Genomic DNA, 18,228 nt, shown 5'->3' on the forward strand with positions numbered 1-18,228 from the left:
CACTTATTTTTTAGGTCTTTTCGCACCGTATTTTGAACGGCCTTGCATACGCCCTTCTACACCTGAAGTATCAAGCGCACCACGAACAATGTGATAACGCACCCCTGGTAAGTCTTTTACACGACCTCCACGAATTAATACAACACTGTGTTCTTGAAGATTGTGACCAATTCCAGGAATATAAGCTGTAACCTCGATTTGGTTTGACAAACGAACACGCGCATATTTACGAAGTGCAGAGTTCGGTTTCTTAGGTGTAAGTGTTCCTACACGAGTACATACACCACGTTTTTGTGGAGAAGATTGATCAGTCGCAATTTTTTTACGACTATTGTACCCTTTATTTAAAGCAGGTGAATCTGATTTTTTACCTTTAGTTACACGACCTTTACGCACTAATTGATTAATAGTTGGCATCTATTTTTCCTCCTCTCTGTTCTTAAGATGTAATACCACACATCCAGGTGGTTCATAATAGAGCAAAAAACAAAGTCTTCGCAAATAATTGCCAAAACTTTATTGTTTGATCACTACCGTTGCTGCACCGACATCTATCCCACATGCTTTTCCAAGTTCCTTCATAGAATCAACATAGTAGTAAGGGACATTATGTTCAGTCGCAACTCGCAAAACTTTACTAGTAATATGTGAATCAGCATCACTAGCAACTATTACTTCTTTTGCATAACCATTTTTTATGGCTTTTAAAACTTGTTTCGTTCCGACTATCTTTTCAGTATTTACCTGTGCCACTTTTTCATAAGACATCTCCATATCCTCCAAAGTAACAAGGGATAACGGAAGCACCTTAAATATACTATCATCACAAAAAATTAATGTCAACTTTTATTTGTAAAAATAAATAATTATTTAAAGTGTTTCATTCATACCTTGTTTTCTTTCAAGTAAATGTAATAGTGGATTACCTGCATTTTTTTTGCAGGTAATCCTGTTGTATTGCCTAGCTCAAGCGTCCGTTAGTATCTAGAGCTTTTATTGTTACTGAATAACTTCTTCAGAGTCTGTTTCTTCTTCTTGTGCGGGATCAACGGCCAGTTTTTCCTGGATACGACGATAGTGTTGCATACCGGTACCTGCTGGCACTAGTTTACCAATGATAACATTCTCTTTCAGTCCGAGTAACTCATCTCGTTTACCTTTGATCGCTGCATCTGTTAGGACTCTTGTAGTCTCCTGGAAGGAAGCAGCAGATAAGAATGAATCTGTTTCAAGTGATGCTTTGGTAATACCTAGTAGTACCGGACGACCAACCGCTGGCTGACCGCCTGTTACTAACGCTTGTTTGTTTGCATCTTTAAACTGGTGGATTTCCAGTAGAGATCCTGGTAATACTTCTGTATCTCCGGAATCAGCTACACGCACTTTGCGAAGCATTTGTCTAACCATTACTTCGACGTGTTTATCGCCGATCTCTACCCCTTGCATACGGTATACTTTCTGTACTTCTTTTAATAAGTAAGATTGTACGCCGTCAATACCTTTAACTTTCAAGAGTTCTTTTGGATCAATGGAACCTTCCGTTAGTGCTTGACCTGCTTCTACCTCATCTCCGATAGAAACTTTAAGTCGAGCACCATACGGCGCTGTATAGGTTTTGGTTTCTATCGCACCTTGGACAACAATTTCTTGTTTGTCTTTCACTTCGGTCACATCTTGGACAGTACCGAAAATCTCGGAAATAACTGCCTGACCTTTCGGATTACGCGCTTCGAAGATCTCTTGAATACGCGGTAAACCTTGGGTAATATCGCTTCCTGCTACACCACCGGTATGGAATGTACGCATTGTTAGCTGTGTACCTGGTTCACCAATAGACTGAGCGGCAATAATACCTACAGCTTCGCCCACTTCTACTTCCTCACCAGTAGCTAAGTTACGGCCATAGCATTTTTTACATGCACCATGTTTAGTATTACATGTGAAGACGGTTCTAATGGTTACTTCTTCAATTCCTAATTCTACGATTTCTTTTGCCGCATCTTCAGAAATCACTTCGTTTTTCGCAACGATTAATTCGTTTGTTTCAGGATGCTTCACATTCTGGAATACTGTTCTACCGATAAGACGATCAATAAGTGGTTCGATCATTTCTGTACCCTCTTTAATAGCAGATACAGTTAAACCACGGTCTGTTCCACAATCCTCTTCACGGATAATCACATCTTGTGCAACATCAACAAGACGTCTTGTTAAATAACCAGAGTCTGCTGTCTTAAGAGCTGTATCGGCAAGACCTTTACGAGCACCGTGTGTAGAAATAAAGTACTCTAATACTGTTAAACCTTCACGGAAGCTGGATTTGATCGGTAATTCAATGATTCGACCAGCCGGGTTCGCCATTAGTCCACGCATACCTGCTAACTGTGTAAAGTTAGATGCGTTACCACGTGCACCTGAATCACTCATCATAAAGATCGGGTTACACGGGTTCAAGGATTTCATCAGCTTCTCTTGAATGGTATCTTTCGCTTGTGACCATACAGAAATTACACGGTCATAGCGTTCTTCATCGGTAATTAAACCTCGGCGGAATTGCTTCAATACTTTATCTACTTTATCTTGTGCTTCTGCTAGAATTTCTTCTTTCTCAGCAAGCACGACGATATCTGATACACCTACTGTGATACCAGCTTTTGTAGAATAAGCAAATCCTAAGTCTTTCATACGGTCCAACATTTTTGAAGTTTCACTGATCTTGAACTTCTTGAATACTTCGGCAATGATATCACCGAGAATTCCCTTTTTAAATGGTGGGATAATATCTCGTTGGGCAATTTCTTCTTTAATATTAGCTCCAGGCTCAACGAAATACTTATCCGGTGTTGCAACCTCTAAGTTTTGTTGCGTTGGTTCATTCATGTATGGGAATGATTCTGGAAGCATATCGTTAAAGATTAACTTACCAACGGTAGTGATCATTAATTTATCTTTTTGCGTCTCAGTAAATGCTTCTTTATTTAGTGAAGCTGGTTGAATCGCAACACGTGTGTGTAAATGCACAAAACCGTTTTGATATGCAATTAAAGCCTCATTTATATCCTTAAACACCATACCTTCACCAATAGCATTCTCACGTTCCATTGTTACGTAATAGTTACCAAGTACCATATCCTGTGATGGAGTAACAACTGGTTTACCATCTTTCGGATTTAGAATGTTTTGGGCAGCAAGCATTAAAATACGTGCTTCTGCTTGTGCTTCTGCTGATAAAGGAACGTGGACCGCCATTTGGTCGCCATCGAAGTCTGCGTTATATGCAGTACAAACAAGTGGGTGCAAGCGGATTGCACGACCTTCTACAAGCGTCGGCTCAAATGCTTGAATACCTAAACGGTGTAGTGTTGGTGCACGGTTTAATAGTACTGGATGTTCTTTAATAACGTCCTCTAAGACATCCCATACTTCTTCATGCAATCTCTCAATTTTACGTTTTGCTGATTTAATGTTATGAGCTAAACCTCGCTCTACTAATTCTTTCATAATAAACGGTTTAAATAACTCCACAGCCATTTCTTTCGGCAAACCACATTGATACATCTTCAAGTGTGGACCTACTACGATTACGGAACGACCGGAATAGTCAACACGCTTACCTAGTAGATTTTGACGGAAACGACCTTGCTTCCCTTTTAACATATGGGAAAGAGATTTCAACGGACGGTTACCTGGTCCTGTTACCGGACGTCCACGGCGTCCATTATCGATTAATGCATCTACTGCTTCTTGAAGCATACGCTTTTCGTTTTGCACGATAATGCTAGGTGCTCCAAGGTCAAGCAGGCGTTTTAGACGATTGTTACGGTTGATTACACGACGATATAAGTCGTTTAAGTCAGAAGTTGCGAAGCGTCCACCATCTAATTGCACCATTGGTCGTAATTCAGGTGGAATGATCGGTAGAACGTCCATAATCATCCAGCTTGGGTCATTACCAGAGTTACGGAATGCTTCTAATACTTCTAAACGTTTGATTGCACGAGTTCTACGTTGACCTTGTGCAGATTTTAATTCTTCACGTAACAGTTCTACTTCTTTTTCAAGATCGATATCTTGTAAGATTTTTTTGATTGCTTCAGCACCCATTGCTGCTTTGAAAGAATTACCATATTTATCACGATAAGCACGGTATTCTTTTTCAGATAATAATTGTTTTTTCTCTAATGCTGTATCACCTGGGTCTGTCACAATATATGCTGCAAAGTAAATAACTTCTTCCAGCGCTCTAGGTGACATATCTAATACTAGCCCCATTCGGCTTGGGATACCTTTGAAGTACCAGATATGTGAAACAGGAGCCGCTAATTCAATGTGACCCATACGTTCACGGCGAACTTTTGCCTTTGTTACTTCGACACCACAACGATCACATACGACACCTTTGTATCTTACACGCTTATACTTTCCACAATGACATTCCCAGTCTTTTTGTGGACCGAAAATACGTTCACAAAACAAACCATCTTTCTCTGGTTTAAGTGTACGGTAGTTAATAGTTTCAGGCTTTTTTACTTCACCAAATGACCAAGAACGAATTTTATTTGGTGATGCTAATCCGATTTTCATAAATTCAAAATTATTTACATCTAACAAGGGTAAACCTCCCTTTTAGTCTTTGGGTTTTCGTTCACTCTAAGATTTATAGACAACTCTCACCCGATCAGCCTTGGAAGAGGAATGATCGGGTTTGAATATTTCCTTAACTAGTAGTTTCTTCGATTTCTAGGTTAAAGTTATCTGCTGATTGATTATCATCTTCCTCGTCATCGCGAAGTTCGATTTCTTGCTCATCTCCAGATAGCATTTTTACATCCATACCTAAACTTTGTAATTCCTTAATCAATACTTTAAATGATTCTGGAATTCCAGGTTCAGGGACATTATCGCCCTTAACGATCGCTTCATATGTTTTTACACGACCTACTGTATCATCTGATTTAACCGTTAAAATTTCCTGTAGTGTATAGGCTGCACCGTAGGCTTCTAATGCCCATACCTCCATCTCACCGAAACGCTGACCACCAAATTGTGCTTTACCGCCTAGTGGTTGTTGCGTAACAAGTGAATATGGACCTGTTGAACGAGCGTGTAACTTATCATCCACCATGTGTGCTAGCTTGATCATATACATCACACCAACAGATACACGATTATCGAACGGTTCACCTGTACGTCCATCATAAAGGATTGTTTTCGCATCTCTTGGCAGACCAGCTTCTTCTAAAGTCTCCCAAACATCTTCTTCGCGTGCACCATCAAATACTGGTGATGCAACGTGAATGCCTAGTTGTCTTGCTGCCATACCTAAGTGCAGTTCAAGTACTTGCCCAATGTTCATACGAGATGGTACCCCTAATGGATTTAACATGATATCGATCGGTGTACCGTCTGGTAAGAATGGCATATCCTCTTCTGGTAAAATTTTCGAGATAACACCTTTGTTACCGTGACGACCAGCCATTTTATCCCCTTCGTGAATCTTACGTTTTTGAACAATATATACACGAACTAACTGGTTTACACCTGGTGGTAATTCATCACCATCTGCACGGTTGAAGATTTTAACATCTAGTACAATTCCACCTGCACCGTGAGGTACTCGAAGTGAAGTATCACGAACTTCTCGTGCTTTCTCACCAAAAATAGCGTGTAACAAGCGTTCTTCGGCTGATAATTCTGTTACCCCTTTAGGTGTAACTTTACCAACTAATAAATCACCGTCTTCAACTTCAGCACCTACACGGATAATGCCACGCTCATCTAAGTCACGTAATGCGTCTTCCCCGACGTTAGGGATGTCGCGTGTGATTTCTTCAGGCCCTAATTTCGTATCGCGCGCTTCTGATTCATATTCTTCAATGTGAATAGAAGTATAGACGTCGTCTTTTACAAGGCGCTCACTCATGATGATCGCATCCTCGTAGTTATAACCTTCCCATGTCATAAAGCCTACAAGCACGTTCTGACCAAGTGCCAGTTCACCTTTTTCCATAGAAGGACCATCAGCTAAAATTTCGCCTTTGGTTACACGGTCACCTTTAGATACGATTGGGCGTTGGTTGTAACAAGTACCTTGGTTGGAACGAATGAATTTTTGCAGACGGTAACGGTCCAAGTCACCTTCCACTTCTTTCCCGTCTACTTCTGTAATTCGACGAACCAGAACTTCTTTCGCCTCCACTCTTTCTACAACACCTTCATGCTTACAAATAACAGCTGCACCAGAGTCTTTACCTGATACATATTCCATTCCCGTACCAACAATCGGTGATTTAGGTTGCATAAGTGGTACTGCTTGACGTTGCATGTTTGCTCCCATTAACGCACGGTTAGAGTCATCGTTCTCCAAAAACGGAATACATGCTGTCGCAGCAGATACAACCTGCTTAGGTGAAACGTCCATATAGTCTAATTTTTCACGTTTTACAATCGTATTTTCACCACGGAACCTTGCTATTACTTCCTCATCAGCAAAGGTACCATCTTCAGTTAACTTCGCATTCGCCTGTGCAACGACGTAGTTATCTTCCTCATCCGCCGTTAAGTAATCCATTTGGTTAGTGACGCGACCTGTTTCAGGGTCAACTCTGCGATAAGGTGTCTCAATAAAACCAAATTTATTAACTTTCGCATAAGATGATAAAGAGTTAATTAACCCAATGTTAGGTCCCTCAGGTGTCTCGATTGGACACATGCGTCCATAGTGAGAATAGTGAACGTCACGCACTTCAAAACCAGCACGTTCACGAGTCAGACCACCTGGTCCTAATGCAGATAAACGTCGTTTATGTGTTAATTCTGCTAATGGGTTAGTTTGATCCATAAATTGAGATAACTGTGAACTACCAAAGAACTCTTTGATAGATGCAATAACCGGTCGTATATTAATTAACTGTTGTGGAGTGATAGAAGATGTGTCCTGAATGGACATTCTCTCACGAACCACACGTTCCATACGTGACAAACCAATTCTAAATTGATTCTGCAGTAACTCTCCAACTGAACGAAGACGTCGATTCCCTAGGTGGTCAATATCGTCGGTGTCCCCAACCTGATGTAAAATGTTAAAGAAATAACTGATTGCAGAAAGAATGTCAGCTGGTGTAATGTTTTTAATACCGTCATCCACATTACAATTGCCTAATACAGTTAGTGTTCTTTCACCTTCTGGATCAGTTGGATCCATAATTTTAATCGATTGAACACGAATCGGATCCTCTAATACACCTTCATTCGGTTCTAGCACTCTCTCACCGAAGCGATTTTCGTCAGAGTCTAGTATTGGTAATATTTTATCTAACAAGCGTCTATCTAACTTATCACCTCTGTTAGCAATCACTTCACCCGTTTCCGGGTCCACTAGTGGTTCTGCAAGGATTTGGTTAAATAAACGGTTTTTTAAATGTAACTTTTTATTTATTTTATAACGACCAACATGTGCTAAATCATATCTTTTTGGATCAAAAAATCTGGAAACCAATAAGCTTTTAGCATTTTCTACTGTTGGCGGTTCTCCAGGACGAAGGCGTTCATAAATTTCTAATAATGCCTTTTCACTTGTTTCTGTGTTGTCCTTTTCCAATGTATTCTTTAAATACTCGTTTTCGCCAAATAAATCTAAAATTTCTTGGTCATCACCGAAACCTAACGCTCTGAGTAATACCGTAATAGGTAATTTTCTAGTACGATCAATTCGTACGTGTACAACATCTTTTGCGTCTGTTTCAAATTCTAACCAAGCACCTCTATTTGGGATAACAGTAGCGCCATAACCACGTTTTCCATTCTTATCAATTTTTTGGTTAAAGTAAACACTAGGTGAACGAACAAGCTGTGAAACGATAACACGCTCTGCACCATTAATAATAAAAGTACCTGTTTCCGTCATTAATGGAAAATCACCCATAAAGACCTCTTGCTCTTTCACTTCACCTGTTTCGTTATTCAATAAACGAACCTTTACTCGAAGAGGAGCGTTGTATGTTACATCTCTTTCTTTGGATTCATCGACTGGATACTTTGGTTCTCCAAGGCTATAATCAACAAATTCTAGTGACAAATTGCCGGCAAAATCCTCGATTGGAGAAATATCCTGAAACATTTCCCTTAAGCCCTCATCTAAGAACCATTGATAGGATGCAGTTTGAATCTCAATTAAATTTGGTAATTCTAATACCTCGCTGATACGCGCGTAGCTTCTGCGTTGGCGGTGTCGTCCGTATTGAACTAGTTGACCTGTCAACTGATTCACCCCTCGATCAATATTAAAGATAGTTGCTATAAAAATAGCACAAATGAAACCACACTTACTATTTATACATAACTTACTATAGGCATTTGACATTTTTCTATAGATCGTATAAATTTAGTAAGTGTTAAACACTCGTCCGGTTAGCATACCGAACAAACCTGTGATCTTTTTAGGACACAAGCTTTATATAGACATTTGCGATAAGCAAATGTTATTCAATTACTAATAGTTCTGTGGAAAATAATAAAAGGATTTCTAAAAGGTTAAGTAGACAATCTCTATTAGCTAATAGCCGTTTAATAGTAACAACAAAGATGCCAAGTTACAAAAGTCTCATGTTGAATAGTTTTACCTATTTTTTAAAAAAATATACATTTTTCCAACATTTTCACTTGACAAACCTTCCGTCCTATTGGCATTTTTCAATACTACCACAAACATCTAACAGAGTCAAATTATTTTGCGCGAAAAATAAAGTATCCTTTTTCCTTCTTTACTACCTCTACCTCTTCAAATAATTCTGTTAGCTTCTTCTTTGCTGAAGGTGCTCCTTGCTTTTTCTGAATAACAACCCACAGTTCGCCATTTGGTAGCAAAGCCTTTTTTGCTTCTTCAAACATCTTGTGTACAATTTGTTTACCAGCTCTGATTGGTGGGTTGGTTAAAATGGCGGCAAATGACTGGTCCGTTACATCGGATAATATATCACTCTCTTTAAAGGATACATTGGCGATTTTATTTTGTTTAGCATTTTTTTCTGCTAATGATAATGCTCTTTCGTTTACATCTACTCCAACAACTGAACGTTCAGGGAGTGTTGCAGCTAGGGCAATACTGATAGGGCCATAACCACAACCTAAGTCTAGTAATGGGCCATCTATATCAGGCGCGTGAAAAGCCTCAATTAAAACACGTGAGCCGAAATCGACTTCACCCTTAGAAAAAACACCGTTATCTGTAGTAAAAGTGAACTTCTTTCCCCTTAATAGATATTCCCACGTTTGCGGATCACTAGCAACATCAGGAGACCGCGAAAAATACTGATCCATTTCCACACCCACTTTCCATTGTTAAATCTAATTCCCTATAGATACATACTGCGAAGTAATGAAAGGTGAAAAGTGAGGCTTTCTCCCATCCTGATTAATGATGAGTGCTCACATGCGCTCCGGCAGAATACTGCGCTTTCCGTGGGCTCGGCTTCAGCTAACTTGGTGAAGAAAAGCACTTCACCAAGTGGATCTTCAGCTCTCGCTGTCCCACAGGAGTCTCCATATTCTGCCTCCGCTACATTTAGTGTTCTGAATTAGAGATTGGAAAGAATCACCTAGAATATTTACGCTTGCTTCCCTCTCTTTTTTCCAGAACACTATTCGAAGCTGCGGAAAAATGCGACACTCCTGGGGGAACAGCACGAGCCGAAGATCCACTTTGCAAAGTGTTTTTCTTTGCAAAGTTAGCTGAGGCCGTGCCCCCGGAAAGGGAGTATTTTTCCGCAGCGACGATTATGCACTCATCAAAATTCAGTACGGAAGAGAGCATATCCTTACTCACGTTACTTCGCAGTTTATGTTTTATATGATGATTGTTAAAATTCTTAGTTGTAAAGAAAAGCTCGCCATTGTGCATAGCGAGCTTTTCTGTGTTTCTTACTTATTTTAATTCTACTGTTGCGCCAGCTTCTTCTAGCTTAGATTTCATTTCTTCCGCTTCTTCTTTGTCAACGCCCTCTTTGATTGCTCCAGGTGCGTTATCTACAAGGTCTTTAGCATCTTTAAGTCCAAGACCAGTGATTTCACGAACAGCTTTAACAACTTTAATTTTAGAAGATCCAGCACTTTCAAGTACTACATCAAATTCAGTTTGCTCTTCAGCTGCTTCTCCGCCTGCTGCTCCACCTGCTACTGCTACAGGAGCTGCTGCAGTTACTCCAAATTCTTCTTCAATTGCTTTTACTAAGTCATTTAATTCAAGAACGGACATTTCTTTAATTGCTTCGATAATTTGTTCTTTAGACATGTTCAATTCCTCCTAATTTTATTTTATATTCACGAACATCGTTTGTCTTCTGATAAGAAACTCTTACGCACCTTGCTCTTCTTTTTGCTCTGCAACAGCCTTCGTCGCATATGCAAAGTTTCGTACTGGTGCTTGTAGTACACTGAGTAGCATAGAAAGCATTCCTTCGTAATTTGGAAGATCTGCAAGTTCTTTGATTTGCTCAAGTGATGCTACTGATCCTTCAACCACGCCACCTTTAATTTCTAATGCTTCATGCTCTTTCGCAAAGTTATTTAAAACTTTGGCAGGAGCCACAACATCATCTTTACTGAATGCGATAGCTGTAGGACCTACTAAAACATCATTTAAGTCAGTAAGTTCAGCTTCTTCTACCGCACGACGAGTCATTGTGTTTTTGTACACTTTGAATTCCACGCCTGCTTCACGTAGTTGTGAACGCAATTCCGTAACTTCTGCTACATCAAGACCTCTGTAGTCTACAAGGATCGTTGATTGGCTGTCACGAAGTTTTTCTGCGATTTCAGAAACAACTTGTTTCTTTTGTTCAATCACCTTTGACATGATTCCACCTCCTAGAACGCGATCATTATACCGCCCGTATAAAACGAAAACCTCCATATCTTGGTAGACATGGAGGTTTATGACTGCATACAGGATCCCTTATAAAAAAGGATTTCTGTCATTTATTCAGACACACCTCGGTAGGAAATTAAGCTTAATGAGCACCTACTGTCTACGGTATAATGTTATTCATTTATTTTTAAAGTAGTCAACTTGACCCTTAAGAATTATATAAAACCTTTCAGCAAAAGTCAAGCAAATTATTTAGCGAAATTTGATGAATCTACTTTAACGCCAGGTCCCATTGTAGACGAAACAGCTACGTTGCGAATATACGTACCTTTGGCAGCTTGTGGTTTTGCTTTTACAACTGTATCTGCTAATGCGTTGAAGTTGTCAACAAGCTTGTCAAGATCAAATGATACTTTACCAATTGGTACATGAATATTTGATTGTTTATCTACACGGTATTCTACTTTACCTGCTTTGATTTCATTCACAGCTTTTTCTACTTCGAAAGTAACTGTTCCTGTTTTAGGGTTTGGCATAAGACCTTTTGGTCCTAATACACGACCAAGTTTACCTACTTCTGCCATCATGTCAGGAGTTGCTACAACAACATCAAACTCAAACCAACCTTGGTTGATTTTGTTGATTAATTCTTGATCTCCTACATAATCAGCACCAGCAGCTTCTGCTTCTTTCGCTTTGTCCCCTTTTGCAAATACAAGAACGGTTTGTGTTTTACCTGTTCCGTGTGGTAGCACCATCGCTCCACGAATTTGCTGATCTGCTTTCTTAGGATCTACCCCAAGACGGAATGCAGCTTCAACAGTTTCGTCAAAATTTGCTGTAGAAGCTTTTTGTACTAGCTCTAATGCTTCTTTTGCTTCATACGTTTTTGTACGGTCAACAAGTTTTAATGCTTCTTGTTGCTTTTTTGTTTTCTTTGCCATTTTTAATTTCCTCCTTCTGTGGTTTTAACGGTTATACCTCCCACTTACTTAAGCGGAAAAGTTAGATTTGAACGGCGAAACCCGTTACTAACTAAACCTCAAAGATAAAGGTTGCGGTTGATGAAGCATTCTCCACTACCGCAACCTTCCGCTTTTGTACAACGCTGTGAGATTAGTCTTCGATAACGATACCCATACTACGTGCAGTACCTTCGACCATACGCATTGCAGCTTCAACATCAGCAGCGTTTAAGTCTGGCATTTTTAATTCTGCGATTTCTTTAACCTTATCGCGGTTTAGTGTTGCCACTTTGTTACGATTTGGTTCACCTGACGCAGTTTCAATACCAGCTGCTTTTTTAAGCAATACTGCTGCTGGTGGAGTTTTCGTAATAAATGTAAATGAACGGTCTTCATATACCGTGATTTCTACTGGAATAATCATACCAGCTTGATCTTGGGTTTGAGCGTTAAACTCTTTACAGAATCCCATGATGTTAATACCTGCTTGACCTAAAGCTGGCCCAACTGGTGGTGCGGGATTTGCTTTTCCTGCTGGAATTTGTAGCTTTACAACTGAATCTACTTTTTTAGCCACGAGACACACCTCCTTAAGTCCGTGATGTGGTAATAGGGCTCTTGCCCTCCCACTCGATTACATATGCAAAAAATAACCTTATACTCGAGGCATAAAGAACATAAGAATTTTAGCATTATATAAGTAAAAATGCAAGTGGTTTTCCTATATTTTTATATTTGAAGCTCCTTATGACAACTTCTTAACCTGAGAAAAGTCCAATTCAACTGGTGTTTCTCTTCCAAACATATTAACATGGACTTTTACTTTTTGTTTATCTAAATCTATGTTTTCTATAGAGCCTGAAAAGCCGTTAAATGGACCATCTATTACTTCTACCGTTTCTTTCATTTCAAAGTCTATTTCCGTAACAGGCTCATCATAGCCCATTCGCTTCAAGATCATTTCCACTTCTTCTTCCAATAGTGGTGTCGGTTTGGATCCTGAACCCGCAGACCCTACGAAACCTGTTACACCAGGTGTATTACGCACGACATACCAAGAGTCATCTGTCATGACCATTTCCGCTAACACATAACCTGGGAATACTTTCTTTTTCGCTACTTTCTTTTTTCCGTTCTTTATTTCTGTTTCTTCATCTTCTGGGACTAATACACGGAAAATCTTATCTTCCATCCCCATAGATTCTAATCGTTTTTCTAGGTTGGTTTTCACTTTGTTTTCATAACCTGAATAAGTATGCACGACATACCATCTTTTTTCCATAATATCGAGGGCCTTTGCTCGGCCTTCCCTCCCTTAATTTAACTTCTCCTTCGGTCGATTTCTTTGCATTTAAAAAACCCGCCAAACGGGTTCTTTTCTTACATATTTAGTTACAGTATAACATATATTATAGCGAATTATTCAAATAACATATTAAGAAGTTGTGTAATACCTAAGTCAATAAGCGCAAAAAAAACTGTTACAAAAGCAACGGTTAATACTACTGTAATCGTATAACGAGTTAATTCACGACCTCTTGGCCATGAAACTTTCTTCATTTCCCGGTTGACGTTCTTTAAAAAAGTAACTGGTTTCACAGAAGGTACCTCCAAACTGTCTTCTAACTACCGTCATGATCTACTTTGTTTCGCGATGAATGGTATGTCGGTTGCATCTCTTACAAAATTTCTTTATTTCAATCCGGTCAGAAATCGATGGATTCTTTTCCGTACTATAATTTCTACTATGACAAACCTCGCACGCTAATGCTAGTTTTTTACCCAAACTTCCCACCTCTTATATGGGTTTTCACACTTATTATAATGTAGCATGGTTAAAGATTACTGTCAACGACAACTAGTAGAATAGTTTAAGATATGTGAATACCGCTCGCTTCTAGATATTTTTCTAGCTTTCTTTTGACGCGTTGCAAAGCATTATCAATAGATTTAGCATGACGATTTAATTCAGCAGAGATTTCTTGATAAGATTTCCCTTCCAGGTAAAGTAATAATACTTCCCGCTCTAACTTACTTAGCAATTCTGCTAACTTATTTTCCATATCACCATAACGTTCTCTATTAACTAGCAATTCTTGTGGATCCATCGCAATAGTTGCTTCTAAAACATCTAACAACGTCCTCTCAGAATCATCGTTATAAATCGGTTTATCCAAAGACACATAAGAGTTCAATGGCATATGTTTTTGCCTTGTAGCTGTTTTAATAGCGGTGATAATTTGTCTGGTAATACATAATTCTGCAAAAGCTTTAAAGGAAGAAAGCTTGTCCTCTTGAAAATCACGAATCGCTTTATAAAGACCGATCATACCCTCTTGTGCAATATCTTCGTGATCAGCTCCTACGAGAAAATACGTCTTGGCTTTCGCTCGAACGAATGATTTATACCTTTGAATTAAAAATTCGAGCGCTTGTGTGTCTCCGTCCTGCACTAGCAATACTAATTCATTATCGTCTAAATGCTGAAAGTCAGTATCTCTATTTTCTACTCGCATGATAGTTATTGGGACTCCTCCCGGCTCAATGCCAAAAATTAGGTATTGCAGACCATAATAGCAACATTATACAGGAAGCGCTTTATTTACGTCAACTGCTCTTTTGTTATTTATTACCACGGCGCCATTTCTCAAACACCTGCAACACGGTGTCGTCCAACGGAATTTTACTCTTTATTTTATTTTGTTGATGTTCTTCTATATCTACCTCAATCTCCTTTTGAATATTTTTTAATTCAATATCCAGTTCCCTTGCAGAGATTCGAAATGCTCCTTGCGCAAAAATCGTACGCTGTTCTGTATAATCAGAAGTGGCTACAAAAACCTTTGTCCGCACATTCTTAAACTCTTTGACAAGACGCTCAATACATTGGTCAGCTGTTTCATTCTCTTTCGTGAAGATAACCTCTACTTTATACTGCTGTTGTCTATTCTCCACCCCTCTCACTTCATAGGCATCGAAAACAACGATTACTTTCCTTTTGCGGTATGCTTGGTATTCCGCCATTTTGTCGATCAACAGCAATCTGGCTTGCTCTAAGTCCTTATCCTTTAAAGCTTTTAATTCTTCCCAAGCGCCAATCATGTTGTATCCATCTACTAAAAGTACATCCATTAGGATTCACCATGTTTATCTCTTTTTCGGAATACTTCATACATTAATAGGCTTGCCGCAACAGAGGCGTTTAATGATGAAACCGACCCTATCATTGGTAAACTGATCGTCCAATCACAATTTTTCTTCACTAAACGGCTGATCCCTTTTCCTTCGTTACCGATGACAAGTGCAACAGGGAGCTGACCATCTAGTTTACGGTAATCCTCTGTCGCTTCTGCTTCTGTACCAACAATCCATACATTTCGCGACTTTAATTCTTCTATTGTTTGTACCATATTGGTTACTCTTACAACCGGAATATGTTCAATCGCTCCAACAGATGTTTTGGCAACCGTAGCGGTTAAGCCAACAGCTCTTCGCTTGGGAATAATCACGCCATGGACACCTGTTGCATCAGCACTACGAAGAATGGAACCTAAATTATGTGGATCTTCTATTTCATCTAAAATTAAAAAGAATGGCGGTTCATCTTTTTTTTCTGCTATTTCGAATAACTGATCTAGTGATGCATAGTCATAAGCGGCAACCAGCGCAGCAATACCTTGATGATTCCCTTCAACCATTTGATCCAGTTTCTTTTTTGGCACACGTTGTACAGGGGCATTTTTTGCCTTCGCTAGTCCTTGCAACTTTTTTGCCAAGGAAGTATTCAGGTTTTCAGTCAAATATAATTTTTGGATAGAACGTTCAGATTCCAATGCTTCCATTACGGTATTCTTTCCAATGATCCATTCTCCGCTCATTCTTGACCATCTCCCTTCTCTGTAATGGCTATCGCCTGTTTGATTAGTAGCTCTAACCGTTCATGCTGCTGGTCCAAGTATAGGAACCCGATTAATGCCTCAAAAGCTGTACTGTAACGATAAGCTTGTACGCTTGTATTCTTGGGGACGGATCCAGATTTGGCATTTCGTCCCCTTTTTAGTACAGCCAATTCTTCTGTTGTAAGCTGATTGGTATCCATCCAATGATGTACTACTTTTGCTTGGGAAGTTGCTTTTACAAATCGGACAGCATGTTGATGTAATTGTTGTACTTTGACAGTACCCATGTGGATTAAATATTCCCTCACATATTTCTCGTAAATAACATCGCCCATATAAGCGAGAGCTAGACTCTTCATTTCTCTTGGCTGCTGCTTTGTCATCATTAACCTCGCTTCCATCTTGTACCTTGTGGTGTATCTTCTAGAATGATATTACGTTCTTTTAAGTCATCTCGAATTTTATCTGCCAGTTGAAAGTCTTTGTTTTTTCGTGCTTCAATTCTTTTTTCTATTAACGCTTCTATCTCTTCATCGAGTAGTTGATCTTCTTGATTCTGTGGAATACCTAACACTTCTAACCAAGTTGTAAGGGTATCGATAAATGTATCGATCACGGCTGCATGTGTATGATCTGACTTCAGATATACATTGGCTTCTTTAACAAGATCAAAAATTACCGCTATTGCATTCGCCGTATTAAAATCATCATCCATTTCTTGTTCAAATTGTTGTTTCAGTCCATCTATTTTATCCAACCATTGTTGGTTATCATCAGCTAAATTCACACTTGACTCTTTACGGTGCTCCAAGTTTGTTAACGCATTTTCAATACGATCATAGCTGTTTTTCGCACTTTCTAATAATGCATCACTAAAATTGATCGGGTTACGATAGTGGACACTTAACATAAAGAAACGCAATACTTTTGGGTCATGTTTTTGAATGAGATCATGAGCTAGCACAAAGTTACCGAGTGATTTCGACATTTTTTCATTATCGATATTAATATACCCATTGTGCATCCAATAATTTGCGAATGATTTCCCATTAGCTGCTTCAGATTGGGCAATTTCATTTTCATGATGCGGAAATGTTAAATCTTGACCACCAGCGTGGATATCAATCGTATCACCGAGATACTTTTTAGCCATTGCTGAGCATTCAATATGCCAGCCTGGTCGACCTTCCCCCCACGGCGAGTCCCAAGCTATTTCTCCATCTTTTGTTTGTTTCCATAAAGCAAAGTCTAACGGATCTTGTTTTTTCTCGCCTACTTGAATACGCGCACCTGATCTTAATTCATCAATTGATTGGTGAGATAGCTTACCATACTTATCAAATGACCTTGTTTTAAAATAAACATCACCATCTGCTTCATAAGCATGCCCTTTGTCGATTAAGGTAGAAATAAAGCTAATAATATCATCCATTGTTTCGGTTACTCTAGGGTGATGAACAGCTTCCTTTACACCCAATACACCGACATCTTCTTTATATGCTTGAATAAAACGTTCTGCAATAGTTGGTACTTCTTCTCCCAATTCCTTAGCAGCGTTGATTAGCTTATCATCGACATCTGTGAAGTTGAGAACGTAGTCTACTTGATAGCCTTTATATTCAAAATATCTCCTCACGGTGTCGAAAACAATCGCTGGACGTGCATTTCCGATATGAATGTAGTTATACACAGTAGGGCCACACACATACATTTTGACACGATTCGGCTCAATGGATTGAAATTTCTCTTTTTTTCGTGTAAGTGTGTTGTATATATTAATGGTCATCTCGATTCGCTCCTTTTAAGTCTTCTAGCTCTTTTTTTAATCGGTTTATCTCCTCATCCATTCCCTTCAATACTTCACTAATAGGGTCTGGAAGCTTATGATGATCTAAATCCTTACGTACTTTCTCTCCGTTTTGTATGACGATTCTGCCTGGTATCCCGACAACGGTTGAATGATCCGGAACATCTTTTAACACAACAGAACCGGCACCTACTTTAGAACTTTCTCCGATTGTAATCGATCCTAATACTTTTGCTCCTGTGGCAACCAGTGCATTATCTTTAAGCGTTGGGTGTCGCTTTCCTTTCTCTTTCCCCGTACCACCTAATGTTACACCTTGGTATATCGTGACATTATCTCCGATTTCACATGTTTCACCAATAACTACGCCCATCCCATGGTCAATGAAGAAGTGTTTGCCAATTTTCGCACCTGGGTGAATCTCGATACCAGTAAAAAAGCGGCTAATTTGTGAAATGACTCTAGCGATGAAAAAGAATTTTTTACGATAAAAGGCGTGTGCGATTCGATGTGCCCAGATGGCATGTAAACCGGAATATGTTAAGCAAACTTCAAAATAGGTTCTTGCGGCCGGGTCTTGATCAAAAACAACTTCGATGTCTTCTTTGAGTAATTTGAAGAAACCCACGGATCATTATCCCCCCTATTGCGTATATATGATTGCTTCTAACCGTGTTCTTTTTTCTAACAAAA

General features: G+C 39.3%; 18 protein-coding genes and 1 other annotated feature. All 18 genes read right to left on the reverse strand.

Annotation, left to right across the window (positions count from 1 at the left end):
• Positions 1–3 precede the first annotated feature (3 nt).
• On the reverse strand, positions 4–417 hold the full coding sequence (gene rpsL / locus J5J03_RS01695) for a 30S ribosomal protein S12 (protein ID WP_208585791.1): 414 nt from the start codon (positions 415–417) through the stop codon (positions 4–6).
• A gap of 99 nt (positions 418–516) precedes the next feature.
• Positions 517–768 (reverse strand): 50S ribosomal protein L7ae-like protein, encoded by a 252-nt coding sequence (locus tag J5J03_RS01700; RefSeq protein WP_208585792.1) that lies wholly within the window; start codon positions 766–768, stop codon positions 517–519.
• 231 nt (positions 769–999) lie between these two features.
• Positions 1,000–4,611, reverse strand: coding sequence for a DNA-directed RNA polymerase subunit beta' (rpoC, locus tag J5J03_RS01705; protein WP_269435774.1), 3,612 nt, complete (start codon positions 4,609–4,611; stop codon positions 1,000–1,002).
• 106 nt (positions 4,612–4,717) lie between these two features.
• The gene (rpoB, locus tag J5J03_RS01710; RefSeq protein ID WP_208585793.1) at positions 4,718–8,260 is read right to left on the reverse strand and encodes a DNA-directed RNA polymerase subunit beta; all 3,543 of its coding nucleotides are present in this window, start codon (positions 8,258–8,260) and stop codon (positions 4,718–4,720) included.
• 464 nt (positions 8,261–8,724) lie between these two features.
• Entirely contained in the window at positions 8,725–9,318 is a 594-nt protein-coding gene (locus J5J03_RS01715; protein ID WP_208585794.1) for a class I SAM-dependent methyltransferase, read from the reverse strand.
• Positions 9,319–9,922: 604 nt separating this feature from the next.
• A complete protein-coding gene (gene rplL, locus J5J03_RS01720) occupies positions 9,923–10,288 on the reverse strand; it encodes a 50S ribosomal protein L7/L12 (RefSeq protein ID WP_018934201.1) in 366 nt (121 codons plus the stop codon).
• 63 nt (positions 10,289–10,351) lie between these two features.
• Positions 10,352–10,852 (reverse strand): 50S ribosomal protein L10, encoded by a 501-nt coding sequence (gene rplJ, locus J5J03_RS01725; RefSeq protein ID WP_208585795.1) that lies wholly within the window; start codon positions 10,850–10,852, stop codon positions 10,352–10,354.
• A 35-nt stretch (positions 10,853–10,887) separates the two neighbouring features.
• Positions 10,888–11,048 (reverse strand) — a sequence feature (ribosomal protein L10 leader region).
• 64 nt (positions 11,049–11,112) lie between these two features.
• Complete coding sequence (rplA, locus tag J5J03_RS01730) at positions 11,113–11,808, reverse strand: 50S ribosomal protein L1 (protein WP_163582588.1); 696 nt, start codon at positions 11,806–11,808, stop codon at positions 11,113–11,115.
• A gap of 172 nt (positions 11,809–11,980) precedes the next feature.
• The gene (gene rplK, locus J5J03_RS01735; protein ID WP_018934198.1) at positions 11,981–12,406 is read right to left on the reverse strand and encodes a 50S ribosomal protein L11; all 426 of its coding nucleotides are present in this window, start codon (positions 12,404–12,406) and stop codon (positions 11,981–11,983) included.
• A gap of 168 nt (positions 12,407–12,574) precedes the next feature.
• A complete protein-coding gene (nusG, locus tag J5J03_RS01740) occupies positions 12,575–13,111 on the reverse strand; it encodes a transcription termination/antitermination protein NusG (protein WP_208585796.1) in 537 nt (178 codons plus the stop codon).
• Between the two features lie 137 nt (positions 13,112–13,248).
• A complete protein-coding gene (gene secE, locus J5J03_RS01745) occupies positions 13,249–13,428 on the reverse strand; it encodes a preprotein translocase subunit SecE (protein ID WP_208585797.1) in 180 nt (59 codons plus the stop codon).
• Between the two features lie 40 nt (positions 13,429–13,468).
• Complete coding sequence (gene rpmG, locus J5J03_RS01750) at positions 13,469–13,615, reverse strand: 50S ribosomal protein L33 (RefSeq protein ID WP_208585798.1); 147 nt, start codon at positions 13,613–13,615, stop codon at positions 13,469–13,471.
• Between the two features lie 85 nt (positions 13,616–13,700).
• Entirely contained in the window at positions 13,701–14,345 is a 645-nt protein-coding gene (gene sigH, locus J5J03_RS01755; RefSeq protein ID WP_208585799.1) for an RNA polymerase sporulation sigma factor SigH, read from the reverse strand.
• A 106-nt stretch (positions 14,346–14,451) separates the two neighbouring features.
• Positions 14,452–14,961: an NYN domain-containing protein gene (locus J5J03_RS01760; protein WP_208585800.1), complete on the reverse strand. Its 510-nt coding sequence runs from the start codon at positions 14,959–14,961 to the stop codon at positions 14,452–14,454.
• Positions 14,961–15,707: a 23S rRNA (guanosine(2251)-2'-O)-methyltransferase RlmB gene (gene rlmB, locus J5J03_RS01765; RefSeq protein WP_208585801.1), complete on the reverse strand. Its 747-nt coding sequence runs from the start codon at positions 15,705–15,707 to the stop codon at positions 14,961–14,963. The genes J5J03_RS01760 and rlmB overlap by 1 nt, the downstream gene beginning before the upstream one ends.
• Positions 15,704–16,114, reverse strand: coding sequence for a Mini-ribonuclease 3 (locus J5J03_RS01770; protein WP_208585802.1), 411 nt, complete (start codon positions 16,112–16,114; stop codon positions 15,704–15,706). The genes rlmB and J5J03_RS01770 overlap by 4 nt, the downstream gene beginning before the upstream one ends.
• Positions 16,114–17,514, reverse strand: a complete 1,401-nt coding sequence (gene cysS, locus J5J03_RS01775) for a cysteine--tRNA ligase (protein ID WP_208585803.1) — start codon at positions 17,512–17,514, stop codon at positions 16,114–16,116. The genes J5J03_RS01770 and cysS overlap by 1 nt, the downstream gene beginning before the upstream one ends.
• Complete coding sequence (gene cysE, locus J5J03_RS01780) at positions 17,504–18,163, reverse strand: serine O-acetyltransferase (RefSeq protein WP_208585804.1); 660 nt, start codon at positions 18,161–18,163, stop codon at positions 17,504–17,506. The genes cysS and cysE overlap by 11 nt, the downstream gene beginning before the upstream one ends.
• Positions 18,164–18,228: the final 65 nt, after the last annotated feature.

It is taken from the genome of Gracilibacillus suaedae, from assembly GCF_017599345.1.
GTDB lineage: Bacteria > Bacillota > Bacilli > Bacillales > Amphibacillaceae > Gracilibacillus > Gracilibacillus suaedae.

What these genes read in the sequence shown, in the direction of transcription:
- rpsL (WP_208585791.1), bottom strand. Translation starts at nt 417, where the DNA reads ATGCCAACTATTAATCAATTAGTGCGTAAAGGTCGTGTAACTAAAGGT.
- J5J03_RS01700 (WP_208585792.1), bottom strand. Translation starts at nt 768, where the DNA reads ATGTCTTATGAAAAAGTGGCACAGGTAAATACTGAAAAGATAGTCGGA.
- J5J03_RS01715 (WP_208585794.1), bottom strand. Translation starts at nt 9,318, where the DNA reads ATGGATCAGTATTTTTCGCGGTCTCCTGATGTTGCTAGTGATCCGCAA.
- rplL (WP_018934201.1), bottom strand. Translation starts at nt 10,288, where the DNA reads ATGTCTAAAGAACAAATTATCGAAGCAATTAAAGAAATGTCCGTTCTT.
- rplJ (WP_208585795.1), bottom strand. Translation starts at nt 10,852, where the DNA reads ATGTCAAAGGTGATTGAACAAAAGAAACAAGTTGTTTCTGAAATCGCA.
- rplA (WP_163582588.1), bottom strand. Translation starts at nt 11,808, where the DNA reads ATGGCAAAGAAAACAAAAAAGCAACAAGAAGCATTAAAACTTGTTGAC.
- nusG (WP_208585796.1), bottom strand. Translation starts at nt 13,111, where the DNA reads ATGGAAAAAAGATGGTATGTCGTGCATACTTATTCAGGTTATGAAAAC.
- sigH (WP_208585799.1), bottom strand. Translation starts at nt 14,345, where the DNA reads ATGCGAGTAGAAAATAGAGATACTGACTTTCAGCATTTAGACGATAAT.
- J5J03_RS01760 (WP_208585800.1), bottom strand. Translation starts at nt 14,961, where the DNA reads ATGGATGTACTTTTAGTAGATGGATACAACATGATTGGCGCTTGGGAA.
- rlmB (WP_208585801.1), bottom strand. Translation starts at nt 15,707, where the DNA reads ATGAGCGGAGAATGGATCATTGGAAAGAATACCGTAATGGAAGCATTG.
- J5J03_RS01770 (WP_208585802.1), bottom strand. Translation starts at nt 16,114, where the DNA reads ATGATGACAAAGCAGCAGCCAAGAGAAATGAAGAGTCTAGCTCTCGCT.
- cysS (WP_208585803.1), bottom strand. Translation starts at nt 17,514, where the DNA reads ATGACCATTAATATATACAACACACTTACACGAAAAAAAGAGAAATTT.